This window comes from Ruegeria sp. AN6, from assembly GCF_056540425.1.
Genome location: NZ_JBQFWR010000011.1, coordinates 23,935 through 42,150, shown reverse-complemented (window position 1 = coordinate 42,150; position 18,216 = coordinate 23,935). Strand labels below are relative to the sequence as shown.

Sequence of the window (18,216 nt, the reverse complement as noted above, 5' to 3'; positions counted from 1 at the left end):
GTGTAGTCAGGTAACCGAGCCTTGCCGCAGGGCAGTGAACCCAGATCGCCACTGTTCTGATCCGACGATCATCCATGGTCAACCCTTGCGATCCTTATCTCCGCCGCTGGCTCCAATGGCTCAACCGATTTCCTCAAAATAGCGTACAGTCGCCGACAGGCCCACCAGCACGTCGTATTGAGGGGTGCCCATCGCATATCGGTTCGGGTTTGCATCCGACACGCACCGCCCCTTGTAGGGGAAAAGCGAAGTCAATAATGCCAGACGTCCCCAGACGATACCCAAATGCGGTCTGAAAAACTTGTACGAGGAGAAGGCCAGAAAATCATAGCCCAATTCTTTAACGTCGACCAAGTGATGCGGCGCAAATTGCACCGCATCTACAAAGGTCAACGCCCCTGTATCTTCCACCGTCTTTCCGATGTTGATTGCCGATCTAGAAATGTACGGACAGACCAGCCAAGGGCTTCTGGATTGGAGGTGCGAACTTGGTCAGATCGATGCCTTCAACCGCTGTTTTGTATTCATCCAGCGTTGGTGTACGTCCCAGAATTGCCGATAGGACAACAACAGGAGTTGAGCCCAACAAGGATTCACCCTTTTTGGTTTCGGAATCCGCAACCACCCGGCCTTGGAACAGGCGTGTCGATGTGGCTAGAACCGTATCCCCTTTGGCTGCTTTTTCCTGATTGCCCATGCAAAGGTTGCAGCCCGGACGTTCAAGATAAAGGATGTTTTCGTATTCGGTACGGGCCTGGACCTTAGGCGCAGCATCGTCGAACTCGAATCCGCAGTACTTCTGCAGAATTTCCCAGTCGCCCTCTTCCTTCAATTCATCAACAATATTGTAGGTCGGAGCGGCCACTACCAACGGAGCCTTAAATGTGACATCGCCCTGATCAGCCTCGAGATTGCGCAACATCTGAGCGACGATCTTGATATCACCCTTGTGCACCATGCATGACCCAACAAACCCAAGGTCCACTTTCTTTTCTGCGCGATAGAATGAAATCGGGCGGATGGTGTCGTGGGTGTAACGCTTTGAGACATCCGCATTGTTGACGTCGGGGTCCGCGATCATTGGTTCAACGATTTCATCCAGATCGACAATGACTTCGGCAGCGTAATTGGCATTTTCATCGGGTGTCAACGCGGGTTTCTCGCCCGACCTGATCTGCTCGATGCGCTTGTCCGCGATCTCGATCAAGCTGTTGAGCATCCGGGCATCGTTCTCCATGCCCTTTTCGATCATGATCTTGATGCGCGATTTGGCAATTTCAAGTGACTCGATCAAGATCTCGTCGTTGGATATGCAGATCGAAGCTTTGGCTTTCATTTCCGCAGTCCAGTCGGTGAAAGTAAAGGCCTGATCCGCCAACAGCGTTCCAATATGCACTTCGATAATCCGACCCTGGAACACGTTATCACCGTGTTGTGCCAGCATCTGCGCCTGTGTCGCATGAACCACGTCGCGAAAGTCCATGTGAGCGGCCATCTTGCCCTTAAAGGTCACCTTTACAGATTCAGGGATTGGCATGGTGGCCTCACCTGTCGCCAGAGCTAGCGCCACGGTGCCAGAGTCCGCGCCAAAGGCGACACCTTTGGACATCCGGGTATGACTGTCACCACCAATGATGATTGCCCAATCGTCAACAGTAATGTCGTTGAGAACCTTGTGGATAACGTCTGTCATCGCGTGATAGACGCCCTTTGGATCACGGCCGGTTATCAAGCCGAATTTGTGCATGAAGGCCATCAATTTGGGAGTATTGGCCTGCGCTTTGGCGTCCCAGACTGAAGCAGTGTGGCAGCCCGACTGATAGGCCCCGTCGACCGAAGGAGAAAGGACCGTAGCGGCCATGGCCTCAAGTTCTTGTGCCGTCATTGGTCCGGTTGTGTCCTGACTGCCAACGATGTTTACTCGCACCCGCACGTCAGATCCTGCGTGCAGCACCTTGTCGGGTGCTAACCCCAGTGCGTTTGCGTTAAAGATTTTTTCAACTGCGGTCAGACCTTGATCCTCGACGCTGATTTCCTTCGAAGGCGCAAAGACCTGCGGTGCTTTGATCCCCAGAGTTTCTGCGGCGAAAGTCTGCAGTTTTTTGCCAAACACGATGGCATAAGACCCACCAGCCTTCATGAACTCCATCTTTTGCGGTGTGAATGATCCGGCCATATCGACCAGTTTATCGCTGCCATCTTCGCTAAATAGTTTCTTTTGCTTTGTGTTGATTGTCAGAACGGTTCCGGTCGCAACCGAGTATTTCTGTTCCAGCACCGGGTTGCCGTCATTGTTCAGGATCGGTTTGCCGTCTTCGTCCGTCTTTCTGACCCAGTTCTTAAGGTCCACACCGATCCCACCGGTCACGCCTACCGTGGTCAGGAAAATGGGGGAGATGCCATTCGTTCCCGCCACGACCGGAGCAACGTTGACAAACGGAACATACGGGCTTGCTTGTTTGCCGGTCCAAAGGGCGACGTTGTTAACCCCAGACATGCGCGATGATCCGACGCCCATCGTGCCTTTTTCAGCGACCAGCATGACACGTGCATCTGGATGCTTAAGTTTCAGTGCCTCAATTTCTTTTTGAGCGTCTTCCGAAATCAGACATTTGCCGTGCAGCTCGCGATCAGCGCGGGAATGTGCCTGATTGCCTGGGCTTAGAAGGTCGGTTGAGATATCGCCTTCGGCCGCCACATAGGTGACAACTTTGATTTCTTCGTCGACCTCAGGAAGCTTGGTAAAGAACTCTGCCTTGGCGTAGCTGTCCAGAAGGTCTGAAGCTATGGCATTGCCTGCCTCATAGGCCAACTTGATGCGATCTGTATCGGCCTCGTAAAGAAAGACCTGAGTCTTGAGCACCTCAGCCGCATCGCGCGCTGTCTCTTCGTCAGCCCCCAGTGCAAGGTCAAGCAACACTTCGACCGACGGGCCGCCTTTCATGTGGCTCAATAGCTCATAGGCGAAAGCTGGCTTGATTTCTTCGACCTCAACAGTGCCCAGAATGATCTCTTTCAAAAAGCGCGCTTTTTCACCTGCGGCGCTCGTGGTGCCGGGCAGGGTGTTATAGATAAAGTGGTGCAGGCAATCATCGCGGTGCGCACTGCCGGTGTCCCTGATATGGTCGATAACTTCGCGGGTCAGTGCACCGTCATCGATGGGCTTGGGGCTGAGACCCTGTTGCTTGCGGTCTTCGATCTCGGTCAAGTAGTCGTTGTAGAGGCTCATGTTATTTTTCCGCATCTCTGGCATGCTATGGGGCGATATTCGCGGCGGCATAATTGTCGCTGGATCAGTATAGTATACTTTCGTATACATTAGATTGACGGAGTTCAAGCGCCGGATTGCCGCATATTACATGAAAATCCTTTAGGCCATCTCGAATCCCGGTGCATTCCCTCTAAGTTTCAAGATTGCAGGGAATGGGAAATGAGAAGGTGGGCGAAATTCTTAAAGCCATAGAGACAACCCTTTTCTAACTGCGATTAGTCAAAGTTACCTGCCGTTAAACAGCGCTTTTGCGATCGCTCCAGATGTCGAGCAAAGGGGGTGAGGGCGCGGTGCATAGACCCAATGTGCAGTGCATAGAATACAGTGTTGAGGTCAGCGCGAAGGCGGTGCTCCGATTCTTGAGTATCCGCGACCACGCCCTGTTCGGTGGTCACCGCCCCGGTTAAAACCTGATCAGGCAAAGCCAACCGCACCTTGGCAAGCCACGGAATGCCTGACACATCGCAATCACAGAGGATGCAGGATAAGAGGAGTTCATGTCGTATACTCGTTTTGCGATCTACTATGTTCCACCCCTGGGCCCGTTGGCCCGTTTCGGGGCATCCTGGCTGGGTTGGGACATTATCAGCGCGTGTGAAGAGCCTTTATTAGATTTTCCCGGTTTGGGTGGAATCACGATGACGCCGCGCAAATATGGCTTTCACGGAACGTTGAAACCGCCATTTCGGTTGGCCGGTGACAGCACGGCCGAGGAATTGCACATGCGCGTGGCTGAGTTGGCGTCGGGACTTGCTCCAGCGATATGCGATGGTTTGGAACTGACCAGACTTGGCCGCTTTTTGGCGCTGATACCACGCGGTGAATCTAAGGCGTTGCAACAGGTCGCTGCAGCTTGCGTCCAAGACTTGGATGAATTCCGAGCGCCTTTGCCTGTGGCAGAACTTGAACGGCGGCGGCGACCGGGGATGAGCGCCCGTCAGAATGCCCTACTGACCCAATGGGGTTACCCGTATGTGATGGACGAATTCCGTTTCCACATGACCCTTACCGCACGGTTGCCCAAGCTAGATATTCCGGTCTGGACAGAAATGATATTGAAGTCTCTGCCTGAACTGCCGGTTCCGTTTGTTGTTGATCAGATCGCGTTGTGTGGTGAACGCAAAGATGGGCGGTTTGAGTTGATTCATCGCTACAAGCTCGCGGGTTGAATCAGATTGCCTTCCAATCTTTGATCCGAAGCTTCGATAAACGCTCAAATCAAGGTGGGTTGGGTATCTCGGTGTATTTGTCTTTTGGAATTCGGACGATACCACACAATCCGAGAAGGCCCCGATCGAGCGGATCAAGGAGTTTGATCGCAGATTTCACTGCACTAAATATGGAATCTGCGTCATTTCCATTCGCGGTAATAAGCGGCAATCCAGGTGTCGGCGCGGTCCAATCCAAAACCCGCAATTCCTGCGCGAACGCATCATGCTTCTCCATCAGTTTCCAGGACATAGCGTCTAGCGATGCGATGTCCGCACGTCCTGAGGCGACCGCTTGAGCTGATTTGATATGCTGTTCCGTGTGTAGACGATTTTGAAACCAAAAACCGTGCTTGCGTAGATGCCAGTACGGAGCAGCGTAACCTGACTGCGAGAATGTCTGATTAAACGCAAAGATTGACTCGCTGAATTCTACGATGTCCTGTCGGGCATCATCGGAACGCACGACAAGTGCACTACGATAATATCCTGGGGGGCAGCCATCAAGCCCGTAGTCCGGTGTGCCGACCAGCTCGACCAAGTCATGCAGCCAGATGCGATACGGCATGCCGCAAGTCTGGCTTAATACCAAATTCGGGTTTTTCCAGACAAAAAACTCTTCTGCGTTCTGAAAGAGATGTTTGGGGCCATCTATACCTAATTCATTTAGGTTCCGAAGTATCAGCTGCCAATAACGATCATGGGCCGCTGCCAGCTGCGGGCGCTGATACATCATCAGATTTGCAATCATTCTGTTCAGAGCCTTGGTTGGTGCACACTGTTCCTTTGGTTAGCATGTCTGTCTTGCATTGGAAGTCCTGACTCATAGAAAGTATTTGCACTCTAGATATAATTTCATTATTTCCCGAAATATGGAATCAATGATCTCAAACCAACTTAACACATTAGGCCATCCACATCGGCTAGCGGTGTTTCGGATGCTTATGCGGCGATATCCTGATCGGGTACCGGCTGGAGAGCTGGGTTCGGCGCTCGATATCAAGCCCAGCACCATGTCGAGCTATCTTAGTGCACTGCAGAACGCTCAGATCATAAATCAGCAGAGGGTTGGAACCTCTTTGCTTTATTCAATTGATATGCATTCTGTGCGGGAAATGCTCGACTACTTGTTCTTGGATTGCTGCCTCGGACGACCTGATTTGTGCATGCCCTTCGATTTGGGAAAATACGTCGAGGATGATCGGAAATTCAACGTACTGTTCCTCTGCGTAGGAAATTCAGCCCGCTCTATTTTTGCGGAATCTCTGCTTCGTGAAATTGCAGGGGATCGGTTCAATGTATTCTCGGCAGGGATCAAGCCTTCCTCTGAATTGAACCCGTTTGCCATTCAGGTGCTGAAAGACAAAGGCCACGATATCTCGGCTTTGCGTTCAAAGAACATAGCTGAATTCTCAGGGTCGAATGCACCAGACCTCGATTTCGTTTTTACGGTTTGCAATCAGGCGGCAAACGAGGAATGCCCTGCTTGGGATGGCCAACCGATTAGCGGTCATTGGGGCATGGCGGATCCGGTCAAGGCCGAGGGTACCCATGCAGAGAAGAGCCTCGCGTTTCAAAACACCTATGGTGCACTTAAACGTCGGATTGAGGCCTTTTCTGCGTTGCCGGTCGAAAGCCTTGATCGCCTCGCTTTGCAATCCGCCATCGATGAAATCGGCAAATCTGCCGCTGAGAGTACAACATGACAACTTATGCAGTGAATGGTCTGGGCCGGATGGGAAAGCTTGCCCTGAAGCCGCTTTTGGAACGAGGGGCACGTGTCGCATGGATCAACGACGCGGTGGGTAACGCCGCAATGCACGCGCACTTGTTAGAGTTTGATTCTGTGCACGGCCGTTGGGCTGGTTCTTTCGATCATGATGACGAAAGCATCACCATCAATGGAACGCGCATACCGTTCGTCGGAACAAACGACCTGACAAAACTGCCACTGGATGGCATCGACGTGGTGATCGATTGCACGGGCGCCTTCAAGACCGAGGTCAAGTTGGCCCCGTATTTTAAAGCCGGTGTTAAGAAGGTGGTTGTATCTGCGCCGGTCAAGGACGGTCCGACCTCTAACATTGTATATGGTGTCAACGAAGATACATATGACCCCAAAATGCATCACATTGTGACTGCAGCATCCTGCACGACCAATTGTCTTGCTCCGGTCGTAAAAGTCATTCATGAAAACCTTGGAATCCGGCACGGGTCGATGACCACAATTCATGACGTGACGAACACGCAGACAATGGTAGATCGTCCAGCCAAGGACCTGCGTCGTGCCCGCTCGGCATTGAATTCGTTGATCCCAACCACAACTGGATCAGCAACAGCCATTACGCTGATCTATCCGGAACTAAAGGGTCGACTGAATGGCCATGCCGTGCGCGTTCCATTGCTGAATGCGTCGCTGACAGATTGTGTTTTCGAGGTTGAACGAGAAACAACCATCGAGGAGGTCAATGGCTTGTTCAAGGCTGCCGCTCAAGGGCAACTCAGCGGTATTCTAGGTTATGAAACGCGACCCTTGGTGTCGGCAGATTATACAAACGACCAACGCTCTTCGATCGTTGATGCGCCTTCAACCATGGTGGTGAATGGCACTCAGGTGAAAATCTATGCGTGGTATGACAATGAATTCGGATATGCGCATCGCCTGGTCGATGTTGCCTTGATGGTCGGGGCATCATTGTGACGCAAAGACCCGATGGTCTGCCGGCCTACATCGCCGTAACGGCCGCCTATTGGGCGTTTATGCTGACTGATGGGGCGCTCAGGATGCTGGTGTTATTGCACTTTCATACTCTGGGCTTCTCACCGGTGCAGTTGGCTTACCTGTTTGTTTTGTACGAGATCGCTGGAATGGTGACCAACCTCGCTGCGGGTTGGATTGCGGCCCGGTTTGGGTTGGCGGCAACTCTCTATGCAGGCCTGGCGCTGCAGATCGTGGCCTTGCTGGCGCTGACGCAGCTTGACCCGCAATGGGCCATGGGTGTCTCGGTGGCATTTGTGATGATTGTTCAGGGGGCAAGTGGGATCGCCAAGGACCTGGCAAAGATGTCGTCAAAATCGGCCGTCAAACTGCTTGCCCCAGCCGAAGGTGGCGGTCTATTCCGATGGGTTGCCATCCTGACAGGATCAAAGAATGCCGTGAAAGGTATTGGATTCTTGTTTGGGGCGGCGCTGTTGGCGACTTTGGGTTTCAATTGGGCCGTTTTACTTATGGCGATCATACTGGCTGTGGTTTTGGGTGCTATTCTTGCCTTCATGCCAGTCGGTCTTCCCAATGGGCGAAAGGGCGCCAAGTTCTCTGAGGTCTTTTCGAAATCGGCCAATGTAAACTGGCTTTCGGCGGCACGGGTCTTTTTGTTCGGCGCGCGGGACGTTTGGTTTGTCGTCGGCATTCCAATCTATTTCTATGCCGTGCTTTCCGATGGCACTGAGGAAGCGAACCGCGCTGCCTTCTTTTTGATCGGCACGTTTATGGCCATCTGGGTGATATTATACGGTGCGGTTCAGGCCGGTGCGCCAAAAATCCTGCGCGCGTCTGAGCGCTCTGAACGAGATTTAATACGCGCCGCACGTGACTGGGCTGCTGTATTGTTCTGCATCCCAGCAATTCTGACTGTCGCAGCCCTGCTGTCTACAGGGGCGCCGGTATGGCTGACTGTCACTTTGGTAATTGGCTTGCTGTTCTTCGGGGCGATATTCGCGATCAACTCTTCGCTTCATTCCTATCTGATCCTGGCATTCACCAAATCTGAAAGGGTCACGATGGATATAGGCTTTTACTATATGGCCAATGCCGCGGGCCGATTGATCGGTACCGTTCTGTCGGGCGTCACCTATCAATTGGGCGGGCTTCCATTTGTGCTGGGCACCGCAGCAATCATGATCGGCCTTTCTGCACTCATATCCTGTAAACTAACAGCACCGACCAATGAGGCAATCTTATGAGTATCTTTGAACGCTACCTGAGCGTCTGGATCGCGCTTGCCATGATCGGGGGTGTATTAATTGGCCAGACAGTGCCCGGGTTAGTCGAGGTTATCGCATCGGCAGAGGTAGCGAGCGTTAATCTGGTTGTGGCGTTGTTGATCTGGGCAATGGTCTATCCAATGATGGTTGGCATTGACTTTAGTGCTGTCGCGGGCGTTGCGCGTCAGCCTCAGGGCCTGATCATCACCCTTGTCGTGAATTGGCTGGTAAAGCCTTTCACCATGGCGATCCTCGCTGTTTTGTTCTTTGAGTTCGTCTTCGCCCCATGGATACAACCTGAAGACGCGGCTCAATACACTGCTGGCCTGATCCTGCTTGGGGCTGCTCCGTGCACTGCAATGGTTTTCGTCTGGTCGCAACTTACAAAAGGGGACGCAACGTACACATTGGTGCAGGTCTCGGTGAATGATCTGATCATGGTTGTCGCGTTCGCGCCAATAGTAGCATTTTTATTGGGCGTCACAGAGATTTCGGTTCCGTGGCAAACACTTGTCCTGGCAACGGTACTCTATGTAGTTCTGCCCTTGATAGCCGGGTTGATCACGCGCAGGTGGCTTGGGTCGCAAGATGCAATCGATACATTTTCGGCAGGTATAAAGCCCTGGTCGGTTGTGGGTTTGATCACCACCGTCGTCATTTTGTTTGGCCTGCAGGGGCAAACGATTTTGGCCCGGCCATTTGTAATTGCGCTGATCGCTGTGCCCATATTTGTTCAGAGTTACAGCATATTTTTCTTGGCTTATGGTACGGCCTATGCGTTGAAAGTTCCGCATCGAATTGCTGCTCCTTGCGCCATGATCGGAACCTCGAATTTCTTTGAACTTGCGGTCGCGGTTGCCATCAGTTTGTTTGGTTTGAATTCGGGTGCGGCGCTGGCAACCGTCGTTGGGGTGCTTGTCGAGGTCCCGGTGATGTTGTCATTGGTGGCATTTGCAAATCGCACTCGTAGTCGGTTTGCAGTGCCGGAATAATCGCCAAAAACTTCTTACGAACTGTCATGCGCTGATTGAATTTTGTTTCCAACCAGGAGTTCAGCGGAGCATTCCAGATCGCGCGTGTGGGGCTTTTATGCAACGTGTGTGTATTATCGCTTTTGGTCGTTTTGCGCGGTGAAGCGTGGGGTAATGCTATTACTGGGGCGGGCAGCTGCAATAGCGGTTTACGGAGTCCTATTAGGGGGCGCTGCGATGCCACAGGTTCTTGCCGTGCTTTTCTTTGGGCCAGCGGAACTCGCGTTCAATGGGGGCAGTTATTACGAAGGACTTGATGCGTTCGTCTGGCAAACGCTCAAGCGAAATTCCCTGCAATATGGTTTGGTGATATTTGGGCTTTTTGTTGCGGCCTCTCGATTTGCCAAATGTGATAGTGCTGCGCGGGTACATTTTGTCTTTACCTTAGTGCTTTCTGCATTGGTCTTTTTTCATAATCAAACATGGCCATACGTTTTCGTCATGGTGCTGCCGTTTCTGGCTTTCTATTGTGCCGACGCCGTCGCCTGATTGATGCTGCGATCAGAAACGTGGTATTCGCGTGGTGTTGGCATTCTGGTAATTGTTGCTGTGCTGAGCACGCTGCGAAATGTTCAATATTTGGCCCACGATAACCGTGACCAACTTGCGCTAGTTCAGCAAGCAGAAGAACTACTTGAGCAAGAGGACACCTATTTTGACGGCATTGGCATGATTCCCAGTCGTCGCATGGAGCCGCGCCTCTGGCTTGATGCACAAGCTGTCAACAACACGAAATCTGCAGGCGAAGAATCTGCCCTGTATCAGGCGTTGTTCCGCGCCGAGCCAAAACTTGTGATATTATCTTATCGTACAAACAATCTGGGATCGGAATTTGGCGCCGTGCTTGAGGCGAATTATGAGTTGCGAGCTCCGAACATTATGATGCCCCGTGCAACAAACAATTCAGTTTTGACCGATCCAGGCGATCGTATTTTGCTTTTTGAAGGCGTCTACAGTTACTAAGGTTAGCCTGCGATTTTTTGGGATCAGTATCGACTTAGAAAAGAGCCAAAGGTTCATACTGGGCTCGAGCACCGATTTTCTGGATGCGGGTGGCGGTTTCGACAGGTCGATTGTGGCGCAGGTAGATGACGTTAACCGTGATTTGAAGCTTGAATTGATGATATCTGGCTGGGCATTGCAGGTCGAAGGAAGCGGTTTTTGGCTGCGTGCAGATGGTGCATTAGGGGCCGCACGTGCGCAGTTGTTGTCACGCTTTAATCTAAATATGCGTGCAAAGCATAAGGTTGTTTCTCCGTCTAAATACCCTTTTAACGAGAATTTTGAATAGCACTTTGTTAAGGATATTGACCGATGATTTGTTGTCTGGCGCAGTATTAATACCAGGAGCATTGGCATCGTGAATGCTTGGTTGTCGGTTTTGATAACCACGATAGTTTTGGCAGGTTGCACTGAAGATATTCAGGGGACACAGTCCTTTGATCCGACTGCAAAACCCGTGGAAGCACCCGTATCAGGTAGGAACAATCTGAAGGGAAGCGTTGCACATACTGATTTTGCCGAGCTGGTACGAACTTCGGTCGCGACCTCACCCGCAACAGCCGCAGGCACCGCGAACGTTCTGGCATCAAAGTCTCGAATCGACGCAGAGCAGGGGGCATTTTTGCCGCAGATAGAGGCCGAGACGTCTTTGACGTCTGGCGGTGATCCGGTTCCAATCCTGCGGTTGAGCCAGATCATTTATGATGGGGGCAAAGTCAACAGTCGCGTAGGATTGCGCCAGATCGAAGCCCGGCAGACATGGTTAAGTGAGTTGTCAGAGCTGAACGCATTAAGTTTCGAGGCCATCGAAACCATAGTCAATCTGGACCGCAATCGTCGCCTCGAACAGCAGGCTCGGCAGAATCTGGACCGCAAGGATGTATTGGTTGACGACCTCCAGTCACGCTTTGATGCGGGGGCTGGATCTGTTGCAGATCTGCTGGCCGGGCAAGGGCGCAGGTCAAATGCCGAGACAGAACTGGCACAAGCGCAGACAGAAGTGGAACTGGCAACCGCAAACTGGGTAGAAGTTTTTAGGACCCGTCCCGGTGTTATTCCGACGATCCCACCGGCCCCGGCTTTGGCTGGGTCTTCGTCGGAGGAGATGGTTGAGCGCAGCCCACGTTTACGGACTCAGGTTGCCGTTAGCCAGGTGCGCCAGCAAGAAGTTATCGTCGCGGAACGGGCGACTCGGCCGACCCTGTCCGCGATCCTTGAGACAGATTTCGATCAGGGGTTCATTGACGATGGGGCGCAGGCTCGATTGGGCGTGACAGTTCCGATTTACCAAGGTGGTTCCGCACGGGCCAACGTGAAAACGGCGCGCGCGAATCTTCAACAAAGCCAAGCCGATGAAGAGGAGTTGCGCCGCGAGTTGCAGCGTAATCTGTCTCGGGCGCTGGAAGAGACCAATTCAATCCAACGGCGGCTAGCGACAGCCCGACGCGCGGTCGAGATCAATGAGCAGGCGCTGGTTGCTGCACGGGATCAGTTTAATATTGGGCGCAGCACATTGGTTCAGATATTGGATGCATTGCGCGAACTGAACCTTGCACAGGTGCGGGTAATTCAACTTGAAGCTCAGGCGCGTCGCGCCGAATATGCTGTGCTGGCGGTCACCGGTGACATCTTGGACGCTTTGGGTGTCGCTCAGCCTACCGATCCGACCTTGTGACAGTCCCGATGAATTTTGCCACATCCGACCCGCTGATCAATCATCTCCGGCTATTAACGGAACATCTAGGCCATGGTCTGCCCGAGGCAGATCTATTTCGGGTTTTTAAGGGCAAGCCTGATGCTTATGCCGTCGAAGACGCTGTAAGTGCGTTGGAGGTGGCGGGTTACAGGGCGGATTTCGGCAAGGCGCGGTTGTTGAAGCTTGATCCGATCCTTTTTGCGGTTCTGGCCTTTGATGCCGAGGGCTCCCCTTTTGTAGTGCTGGAAAGAGAGGATAAGGATCGATTCCCAGTGATTGATGCCAGTACTGGATCATCCGAGCTGCAGATTTGGCGGCGACAGGATCAGCGCCCGAGCAAAGCGCGCGGGGTTCTGCGCGCCGCTTGGAGGAGGACCGTTCAGCGTCACAGGGCATTGGTTTTGGCCGCCGTGGTAACCAGCGTACTTGGACTGGCGACCTCTCCGTTCAAGATGGTTGTCTATGATCACACCCTGCCGAATGAAGCGGTCGACAGTCTATTGGCCTTGGTTGCTGGTGTGGGCTTTGTGTTGCTGTTTTGGCTTTCTTATCCAAAATCTGCGGTTGCGTTTCATTGATACAGTAGGGAAACGGGCGGATAGGAAGATCGCCGAATGGCTGTTTAATCAGTTGATGGCGCTCAAGATGAAGTCACGTGGGGGTCAGAATGGGCGAATGGGCTCGATCCTGCGGGACTTTAAGGTGGTACGTAACTTTTCCACCTCAGCCTCTCTGGTTGCTTTGGTCGATTTGCCCTTCCTATTTGTATTCATCGGTGTGATCTGAGCCATCGGCGGTCCTCTCGCGCTGGTTCCGGCAATTGCTGTGCAGATTACGTTGCTTTCGGGGCATTTGGCGCAGCCATTCCTCAGCCAATATGCGCGTGAATCTAGTGTTGATGGTCAGATCAAACAATCAGTTCTGATGGAAAGGCAGACGGGGATGGAAACGCTCAAGACGACCGGTGCCGAACCGGTCATGCGCGCCCGCTGGGAGGAGACGGTACGTGCGCAGGCAGATAGTTCCGGCAGGACGCGTTTGCTGTCATAGGGAACGGTGAACCTTACCTTTCTGGTTCAACAGATCACGCAGGTAACGATTGTGTTTTTCGGTGTGTCCCTGATCCGGGACGGGGTGATCTCCATGGGAGCACTGATCGCTTGCGTGATCTTGACGGACAAAACCCTGTCGCCTCTGTCCCAGTTGGCGCAGGTACTGACGCGTCCGAGCAAAGCGCGCGTGGCTTATCACCAGATCGATGCGATGATGGTGCAAGAGGTCGAGCGTCAGCCTGGTCGGCGCTATTTGTCTCGGCGCAGGATCGAAGGTCAGATTGACTTCAAAGGTGTCAGTTTTGCTTACGATGACGCGTTGGGTTCGATTCTTAAGGATATCGATTTAGCGATCAAACCGGGCGGAAAAGTAGCGATATAGGGCCCGATTGGGTCTGGGAAAAGCAATCTGGCGCGCTTGATCTTGGGTTTGTATGAACCAGATGCCGGGGCGGTCATGCTGGATGGTCTGGATGCGCGTGCCGTGGATCCGTCGGATAAGACGCGCAATATTGGCGCTGTGTTGCAGGATTGCTGGCCGTTCTCAGGGACTCTGAAGGAGAACATCATTTCTGGCCGGTTTAGATAATCTCTTCCGGCTTCGGTCGCTTGTTTGCCATTCTTGGTCCTCTATTTCTTAAACATAGCGGTGGACCATTTCAGATGGCGAGGCTCACAAACTGGCTTCGCCTGAAACCCGTATTCCAGCCTTTCAGACCAATCTCGCACGTGCCGAAATTCGCGCACCGACACGCAGCATTGTCAATCAGGTTTTGATTTCGACTTTGGGCGGAGTGGTCCAGCAGGGTCAGACCGTAGTTGAAACGTACCGTTTGCCGAAACCGTCACAGTCGAGGCCTTTGTCGCGCCGGATGACATTGCCTTTATTCGATCTGATCTGGCGGTAAAGGTGCGTATTACGGCATATGACGCTTCACGCTATGGTGCCCTGGACGGGCGGGTAACGCGCATCGGCGCGGATACGGTACTTGCCCCGGATGGAGATACGTCGGTTTATGTCGTGGCGATACGGCTGAGTGGAGCGTTGACGGACGCGGATTGGCAGAATCTGGACGTGATACCGGGAATGGTTGCTCAAGTTGATATGCTGCCCGAACCAAAAACAGTGCTGGAGTATCTGACGAAGCCAGTCATCCGCGTAAAGGACAGGGCGTTTCGAGACTGACGGATTACGGCTGTTCTGTCCCCGCACTCATTTTGTTACCGCGTTGATATCACTTCACCAATACGTGATGAGCCCTGTGCTGGATTATGGCCGTTCCAGTTCCAATCTAGTTTGAATATTTAGCCATCGACTTGATTGCAGCACACCTAGGCTGGGCCTAAGTCGAACCAAGAACGAGCCAAACAAACATGTTGCAGCAATCCAGTTCTCTCGTTGGCCTTGCAGTTCTTTGGCTCATTGTGATTCACGTCTGGGTAATCACCCAATTCGACAGGGCGATGTGGCGTAATTTTCCCGTGGGCGCCCGGTGTTGTCACGTTTTTGAGCGTTTGTGCGGGTTATTTTGGCAATATTTCTTTGCTCAGGATCGTGCGGAAACGCCCTTCAATTGGTCAGAGCAGTCAGGGATTGGGTGCACCTACAAAAATGCTACTTCAACTGTTCCGCTCGGGTCGACGCGTGATTTGCGCCCCATTGGTGCGGTTCATTTTGCGCATTACCCATTGCTGACAGTGGAGCAGGGAGCGAAAGGCCACTCAGTTGCGATTGTCGGTCGATAAGCGCGGAACCCAATTCCGAGGACAAGCTTTTTCCCAAGCGACAGCGATTGCAAGCCGGTGGTTAATCGATGGACCTGAACCTCATTCAAAATGGTGGTACATCTAGTTTCGTGGCCGCCCCAAGCTCACCGATCTGTCGTGAAAACAGGAGATTAAATGTCTACCAATGACCAAATCGTATCGCCAATAAACAAAGCTTCTGATTTGCTGGTCGCAGCGCTTGAGGCGGAGGGTGTTGAGTACATCTTTGCTGTTCCGGGAGAAGAGAACCTAGATGTTCTGGAATCTCTAAGAACCTCAAAAATTGAGTTGGTTCTAACGCGTCACGAACAGGGCGCGGCATTCATGGCTGCGACCTACGGTCGTCTGACGGGTAAGGCCGGAGTCTGCATGGCGACGCTGGGGCCGGGGGCAACGAACTTTGCTACACCAGCGGCCTATGCTCATCTGGGTGGTATGCCACTGATCATGATCACGGGGCAGAAACCAATCAAGAAGTCGAAACAGGGCCAGTTTCAGATTGTCGATATTGTTGGGCTGTTCGATCCGATCTGTAAAATGTCCAAACAGATTGTACACGGCAACACTATCCCCTCATTGATCCGTGAAGCCTTTCGTGTCGCGCAAGAGGAACGCCCCGGCGCGGTTTTGTTGGAACTTCCGGAAGACATTGCAGCCGAAGAGACTTCTGAGCATGTTCTTGAACCGCATCAGCGTCACTATGCCGTGGCCGGTGATGCAGTTCTGACCGAAGCGGCTGAGATGATCCGCGCTGCCAGGATGCCGCTTTTGCTTTTGGGGGCCGGGGCGAACCGAAAACACGCCCGCAGCGCACTGAGCAAGTTCGTGAACGATACTCAGATTCCATTTTTCAATACTCAGATGGGTAAGGGTGTCGTGGATGAGCGGTCCGAACTGTTTTTGGGCACCGCCGCTCTGTCGGATGGTGATTATCTGCACTGCGCCATCGAACGCGCTGATCTGATCATCAATGTGGGCCACGATGTTGTGGAAAAACCGCCGTTCTTCATGGAAGAGGGCGGCACCAAAGTGATCCATGTTAACTACAAGGCCGCGCAGGTCGATCAGGTTTATTTCCCTCAAGTTGAAGTGGTTGGTGATCTGGCGCAATCCATCTCCAAATTGGGTGAGTTCCTGCAAGGACCTTTGGAATTTGACCGCAGCTACTTCCAGCGGGTCAAGAACGAGACCGATCTACACACATCGGAAGGCGCTGATGATCCGCGCTTTCCGGTCATCCCCCAGCGGTTTGTAGCTGACACACGTAAAGTCATGGGGGATTGCGATATCATTGCTTTGGACAACGGTATCTACAAAATTTGGTACGCCAGAAATTATCAGGCCTATCAGCCCAATACGGTTCTGTTGGACAACGCGCTCGCGACTATGGGTGCGGGCTTACCTTCGGCCATGATGGCAGCGAAGCTATATCCTGAGCGTAGGGTTATGGCCATTTGCGGTGACGGAGGGTTTATGATGAACAGCCAGGAGATTGAAACCGCCGTTCGTCTTGGCCTCAATCTGGTTGTTACTGTTCTGAATGATAGCTCGTACGGAATGATCCGTTGGAAGCAGTCGCATGCTGGGTTTGATGATTGGGGATTGGAATTCAATAATCCTGATTTTGTGCAATACGCCAATAGCTATGGTGCGACGGGTCATCGGGTCGAAAGGACAGAAGATCTGGTGCCTACTTTTGAAAAAGCGTTTGAAGCAGGTGGTGTGCATCTGATCGACTTGCCGGTCGATTACAGTGAAAACCAACGTGTCCTCATTGATGAGCTTGCGGCGAAGGTCTGTCTGATATGAGTAATGTTGTTGAAGTTCTGAACCCGTTTGATCTTGAGAAAATCGGCAGTGTCGAGGTTAAAAGCTGGAACGATATCAATGTCATGCTGAATGTGACACACGGTCTGCACCGTGATCGGGGCACTTGGTTGCCTGCTTACAGGCGGATTGAGGTTCTGAAGAATACAGCCCGGATCATGTCCAGCCGCGCGGAAGACCTTGCGATGCTAATCGCCAGCGAAGGTGGCAAACCCTTGATTGACGCGCGCATCGAAGTGACGCGTGCCATTGATGGTGTCGAGCTGTGTATCCATGAGATCGGTCAGATGGCGGGTCGGGAAATACCGATGGATCTGACAGCAGCAGGATTGGGCCGGATTGCCTTTACACAGCGTGAACCCATCGGCGTAGTGGTTGCCGCAAGCGCGTTTAACCATCCGTTGAACTTGATCGTACATCAGGTGGCCCCGGCTGTGGCCACTGGATGCCCGGTCCTCATCAAACCGGCGCTTGATACACCACTGTCATGCGAAGCATTTGTCGACATCTTGTACGAGGCTGGCCTGCCAAAGGAGTGGTGCCATCTGGCGATTTGCCAAAATGATGTAGCTGAACGGATGATCACGGACGCGCGCGTCGGATTCTTTTCTTTCATCGGATCGGCACGTGTCGGGTGGATGCTGCGCTCGAAGCTGGCGCCGGGGACGCGATGCGCGTTGGAGCACGGCGGAGCGGCGCCAGTTATCATCGATGAGACAGCCGACATTGATGCCATGATCCCCTTGTTGACCAAGGGTGGATTTTATCATTCCGGTCAAGTTTGTGTCTCGGTTCAGCGTGTTTTTGCTCCATCAGGGATGGCGGAAACGGTCGCTCGAAAGTTGGCAGAAGCCGCCTCAGCGCTGAAGGTGGGTGATGCCCGTGACGCCAGCGTGGAATGTGGGCCACTGATCCGTCTGGGTGAAGTTGATCGAGTAGAACAATGGGTAGACGAAGCGGTTGCGGGAGGTGCCCGCGTAATGACAGGGGGTAAACGGCTGGGCCGAACGACCTATGCACCGACTGTCCTTCTAAACCCACCGGCTGATGCGAGTGTGTCCACCTCCGAAATCTTCGGGCCGGTTGTTTGTGTTTATGAATATGATGATCTTAGTGCTGCATACGACGCTGCAAACGCTCTTCCTTTTGCATTTCAGGCGTCGGTCTTTACCAAATCCCTGGATACAGCAATGCATGCCGTTCGGTATTTGGACGCCACGGCCGTCATGGTGAACGATCATACTGCTTTTCGGGTCGACTGGATGCCATTCGCGGGTCGCCGTCAATCAGGGTACAACACCGGCGGTATCGGCTATACCATGCATGACATGACGCAAGATAAGATGGCTGTAATACGGCTGTGATGAAGCTGTCAGGA

General features: G+C 52.7%; 19 protein-coding genes and 1 pseudogene. 17 read left to right on the top strand and 3 right to left on the bottom strand.

Annotated elements, in window-relative coordinates:
• Positions 1 to 120: 120 nt before the first annotated feature.
• Together ACR0MQ_RS16410 and ACR0MQ_RS16405 are read right to left on the bottom strand one after the other, a co-directional pair.
• On the bottom strand, positions 121 to 423 hold the full coding sequence (locus ACR0MQ_RS16410) for an aminotransferase class V-fold PLP-dependent enzyme (protein ID WP_480609586.1): 303 nt from the start codon (positions 421 to 423) through the stop codon (positions 121 to 123).
• A gap of 13 nt (positions 424 to 436) precedes the next feature.
• Positions 437 to 3,229 carry a bifunctional aconitate hydratase 2/2-methylisocitrate dehydratase gene (locus tag ACR0MQ_RS16405; protein WP_170775528.1) on the bottom strand — a complete coding sequence of 931 codons (2,793 nt, stop codon included), beginning with the start codon at positions 3,227 to 3,229 and terminating at the stop codon, positions 437 to 439.
• A gap of 539 nt (positions 3,230 to 3,768) precedes the next feature.
• On the opposite strand from ACR0MQ_RS16405, the gene ACR0MQ_RS16400 reads away from it, so the two are divergent.
• Positions 3,769 to 4,440, top strand: coding sequence for a DUF1045 domain-containing protein (locus tag ACR0MQ_RS16400; protein WP_170775526.1), 672 nt, complete (start codon positions 3,769 to 3,771; stop codon positions 4,438 to 4,440).
• Between the two features lie 49 nt (positions 4,441 to 4,489).
• Here ACR0MQ_RS16400 and ACR0MQ_RS16395 read toward each other — a convergent pair whose 3' ends face one another.
• The gene (locus ACR0MQ_RS16395; RefSeq protein WP_480609406.1) at positions 4,490 to 5,230 is read right to left on the bottom strand and encodes a phosphate/phosphite/phosphonate ABC transporter substrate-binding protein; all 741 of its coding nucleotides are present in this window, start codon (positions 5,228 to 5,230) and stop codon (positions 4,490 to 4,492) included.
• Positions 5,231 to 5,351: 121 nt separating this feature from the next.
• On the opposite strand from ACR0MQ_RS16395, the gene ACR0MQ_RS16390 reads away from it, so the two are divergent.
• The 16 genes and pseudogenes from ACR0MQ_RS16390 to ACR0MQ_RS16315 all read left to right on the top strand — a co-directional run bounded on the left by ACR0MQ_RS16390 (position 5,352) and on the right by ACR0MQ_RS16315 (position 18,202).
• Positions 5,352 to 6,185 carry an arsenate reductase/protein-tyrosine-phosphatase family protein gene (locus ACR0MQ_RS16390; protein WP_170775522.1) on the top strand — a complete coding sequence of 278 codons (834 nt, stop codon included), beginning with the start codon at positions 5,352 to 5,354 and terminating at the stop codon, positions 6,183 to 6,185.
• Positions 6,182 to 7,180 carry an ArsJ-associated glyceraldehyde-3-phosphate dehydrogenase gene (locus ACR0MQ_RS16385; protein ID WP_480609402.1) on the top strand — a complete coding sequence of 333 codons (999 nt, stop codon included), beginning with the start codon at positions 6,182 to 6,184 and terminating at the stop codon, positions 7,178 to 7,180. The genes ACR0MQ_RS16390 and ACR0MQ_RS16385 overlap by 4 nt, the downstream gene beginning before the upstream one ends.
• Positions 7,177 to 8,442 carry an organoarsenical effux MFS transporter ArsJ gene (arsJ, locus tag ACR0MQ_RS16380; protein ID WP_480609399.1) on the top strand — a complete coding sequence of 422 codons (1,266 nt, stop codon included), beginning with the start codon at positions 7,177 to 7,179 and terminating at the stop codon, positions 8,440 to 8,442. The genes ACR0MQ_RS16385 and arsJ overlap by 4 nt, the downstream gene beginning before the upstream one ends.
• On the top strand, positions 8,439 to 9,455 hold the full coding sequence (arsB, locus tag ACR0MQ_RS16375; RefSeq protein ID WP_480609396.1) for an ACR3 family arsenite efflux transporter: 1,017 nt from the start codon (positions 8,439 to 8,441) through the stop codon (positions 9,453 to 9,455). Before arsJ ends, arsB begins: the two co-directional genes overlap by 4 nt.
• 216 nt (positions 9,456 to 9,671) lie before the next feature.
• A complete protein-coding gene (locus ACR0MQ_RS16370) occupies positions 9,672 to 9,983 on the top strand; it encodes a hypothetical protein (RefSeq protein ID WP_480609393.1) in 312 nt (103 codons plus the stop codon).
• 3 nt (positions 9,984 to 9,986) lie between these two features.
• Positions 9,987 to 10,457: a DUF7056 domain-containing protein gene (locus ACR0MQ_RS16365; RefSeq protein WP_480609390.1), complete on the top strand. Its 471-nt coding sequence runs from the start codon at positions 9,987 to 9,989 to the stop codon at positions 10,455 to 10,457.
• Positions 10,458 to 10,569: 112 nt separating this feature from the next.
• Entirely contained in the window at positions 10,570 to 10,785 is a 216-nt protein-coding gene (locus tag ACR0MQ_RS16360; protein ID WP_480609387.1) for a hypothetical protein, read from the top strand.
• A gap of 69 nt (positions 10,786 to 10,854) precedes the next feature.
• Complete coding sequence (locus tag ACR0MQ_RS16355; RefSeq protein ID WP_480609384.1) at positions 10,855 to 12,171, top strand: TolC family protein; 1,317 nt, start codon at positions 10,855 to 10,857, stop codon at positions 12,169 to 12,171.
• A gap of 8 nt (positions 12,172 to 12,179) precedes the next feature.
• Positions 12,180 to 12,770, top strand: a complete 591-nt coding sequence (locus ACR0MQ_RS16350) for a hypothetical protein (protein ID WP_480609380.1) — start codon at positions 12,180 to 12,182, stop codon at positions 12,768 to 12,770.
• Between the two features lie 67 nt (positions 12,771 to 12,837).
• A complete protein-coding gene (locus ACR0MQ_RS16345) occupies positions 12,838 to 12,978 on the top strand; it encodes a 6TM ABC transporter family protein (protein WP_170471902.1) in 141 nt (46 codons plus the stop codon).
• Between the two features lie 39 nt (positions 12,979 to 13,017).
• Entirely contained in the window at positions 13,018 to 13,242 is a 225-nt protein-coding gene (locus ACR0MQ_RS16340) for a 6TM ABC transporter family protein (protein ID WP_170471901.1), read from the top strand.
• A gap of 6 nt (positions 13,243 to 13,248) precedes the next feature.
• Entirely contained in the window at positions 13,249 to 13,626 is a 378-nt protein-coding gene (locus ACR0MQ_RS16335; protein ID WP_170471899.1) for an ATP-binding cassette domain-containing protein, read from the top strand.
• 6 nt (positions 13,627 to 13,632) lie between these two features.
• Positions 13,633 to 13,833, top strand: coding sequence for an ATP-binding cassette domain-containing protein (locus ACR0MQ_RS16330; protein ID WP_480609583.1), 201 nt, complete (start codon positions 13,633 to 13,635; stop codon positions 13,831 to 13,833).
• A 270-nt stretch (positions 13,834 to 14,103) separates the two neighbouring features.
• Positions 14,104 to 14,430: pseudogene (locus ACR0MQ_RS16325) on the top strand (beta-barrel domain-containing protein); the annotation flags it as partial.
• Positions 14,431 to 15,146: 716 nt separating this feature from the next.
• The gene (locus tag ACR0MQ_RS16320; protein ID WP_170775501.1) at positions 15,147 to 16,820 is read left to right on the top strand and encodes an acetolactate synthase large subunit; all 1,674 of its coding nucleotides are present in this window, start codon (positions 15,147 to 15,149) and stop codon (positions 16,818 to 16,820) included.
• A complete protein-coding gene (locus tag ACR0MQ_RS16315) occupies positions 16,817 to 18,202 on the top strand; it encodes an aldehyde dehydrogenase family protein (RefSeq protein ID WP_170775499.1) in 1,386 nt (461 codons plus the stop codon). Before ACR0MQ_RS16320 ends, ACR0MQ_RS16315 begins: the two co-directional genes overlap by 4 nt.
• The last annotated feature ends 14 nt before the right edge of the window (positions 18,203 to 18,216 follow it).

What these genes read in the sequence shown, in the direction of transcription:
- ACR0MQ_RS16370 (WP_480609393.1), top strand. Translation starts at nt 9,672, where the DNA reads ATGCCACAGGTTCTTGCCGTGCTTTTCTTTGGGCCAGCGGAACTCGCG.
- ACR0MQ_RS16405 (WP_170775528.1), bottom strand. Translation starts at nt 3,229, where the DNA reads ATGAGCCTCTACAACGACTACTTGACCGAGATCGAAGACCGCAAGCAA.
- ACR0MQ_RS16320 (WP_170775501.1), top strand. Translation starts at nt 15,147, where the DNA reads ATGTCTACCAATGACCAAATCGTATCGCCAATAAACAAAGCTTCTGAT.
- ACR0MQ_RS16385 (WP_480609402.1), top strand. Translation starts at nt 6,182, where the DNA reads ATGACAACTTATGCAGTGAATGGTCTGGGCCGGATGGGAAAGCTTGCC.
- ACR0MQ_RS16390 (WP_170775522.1), top strand. Translation starts at nt 5,352, where the DNA reads ATGGAATCAATGATCTCAAACCAACTTAACACATTAGGCCATCCACAT.
- arsB (WP_480609396.1), top strand. Translation starts at nt 8,439, where the DNA reads ATGAGTATCTTTGAACGCTACCTGAGCGTCTGGATCGCGCTTGCCATG.
- ACR0MQ_RS16395 (WP_480609406.1), bottom strand. Translation starts at nt 5,230, where the DNA reads ATGATTGCAAATCTGATGATGTATCAGCGCCCGCAGCTGGCAGCGGCC.
- ACR0MQ_RS16400 (WP_170775526.1), top strand. Translation starts at nt 3,769, where the DNA reads ATGTCGTATACTCGTTTTGCGATCTACTATGTTCCACCCCTGGGCCCG.
- ACR0MQ_RS16365 (WP_480609390.1), top strand. Translation starts at nt 9,987, where the DNA reads ATGCTGCGATCAGAAACGTGGTATTCGCGTGGTGTTGGCATTCTGGTA.
- ACR0MQ_RS16345 (WP_170471902.1), top strand. Translation starts at nt 12,838, where the DNA reads ATGAAGTCACGTGGGGGTCAGAATGGGCGAATGGGCTCGATCCTGCGG.
- ACR0MQ_RS16350 (WP_480609380.1), top strand. Translation starts at nt 12,180, where the DNA reads ATGAATTTTGCCACATCCGACCCGCTGATCAATCATCTCCGGCTATTA.
- ACR0MQ_RS16315 (WP_170775499.1), top strand. Translation starts at nt 16,817, where the DNA reads ATGAGTAATGTTGTTGAAGTTCTGAACCCGTTTGATCTTGAGAAAATC.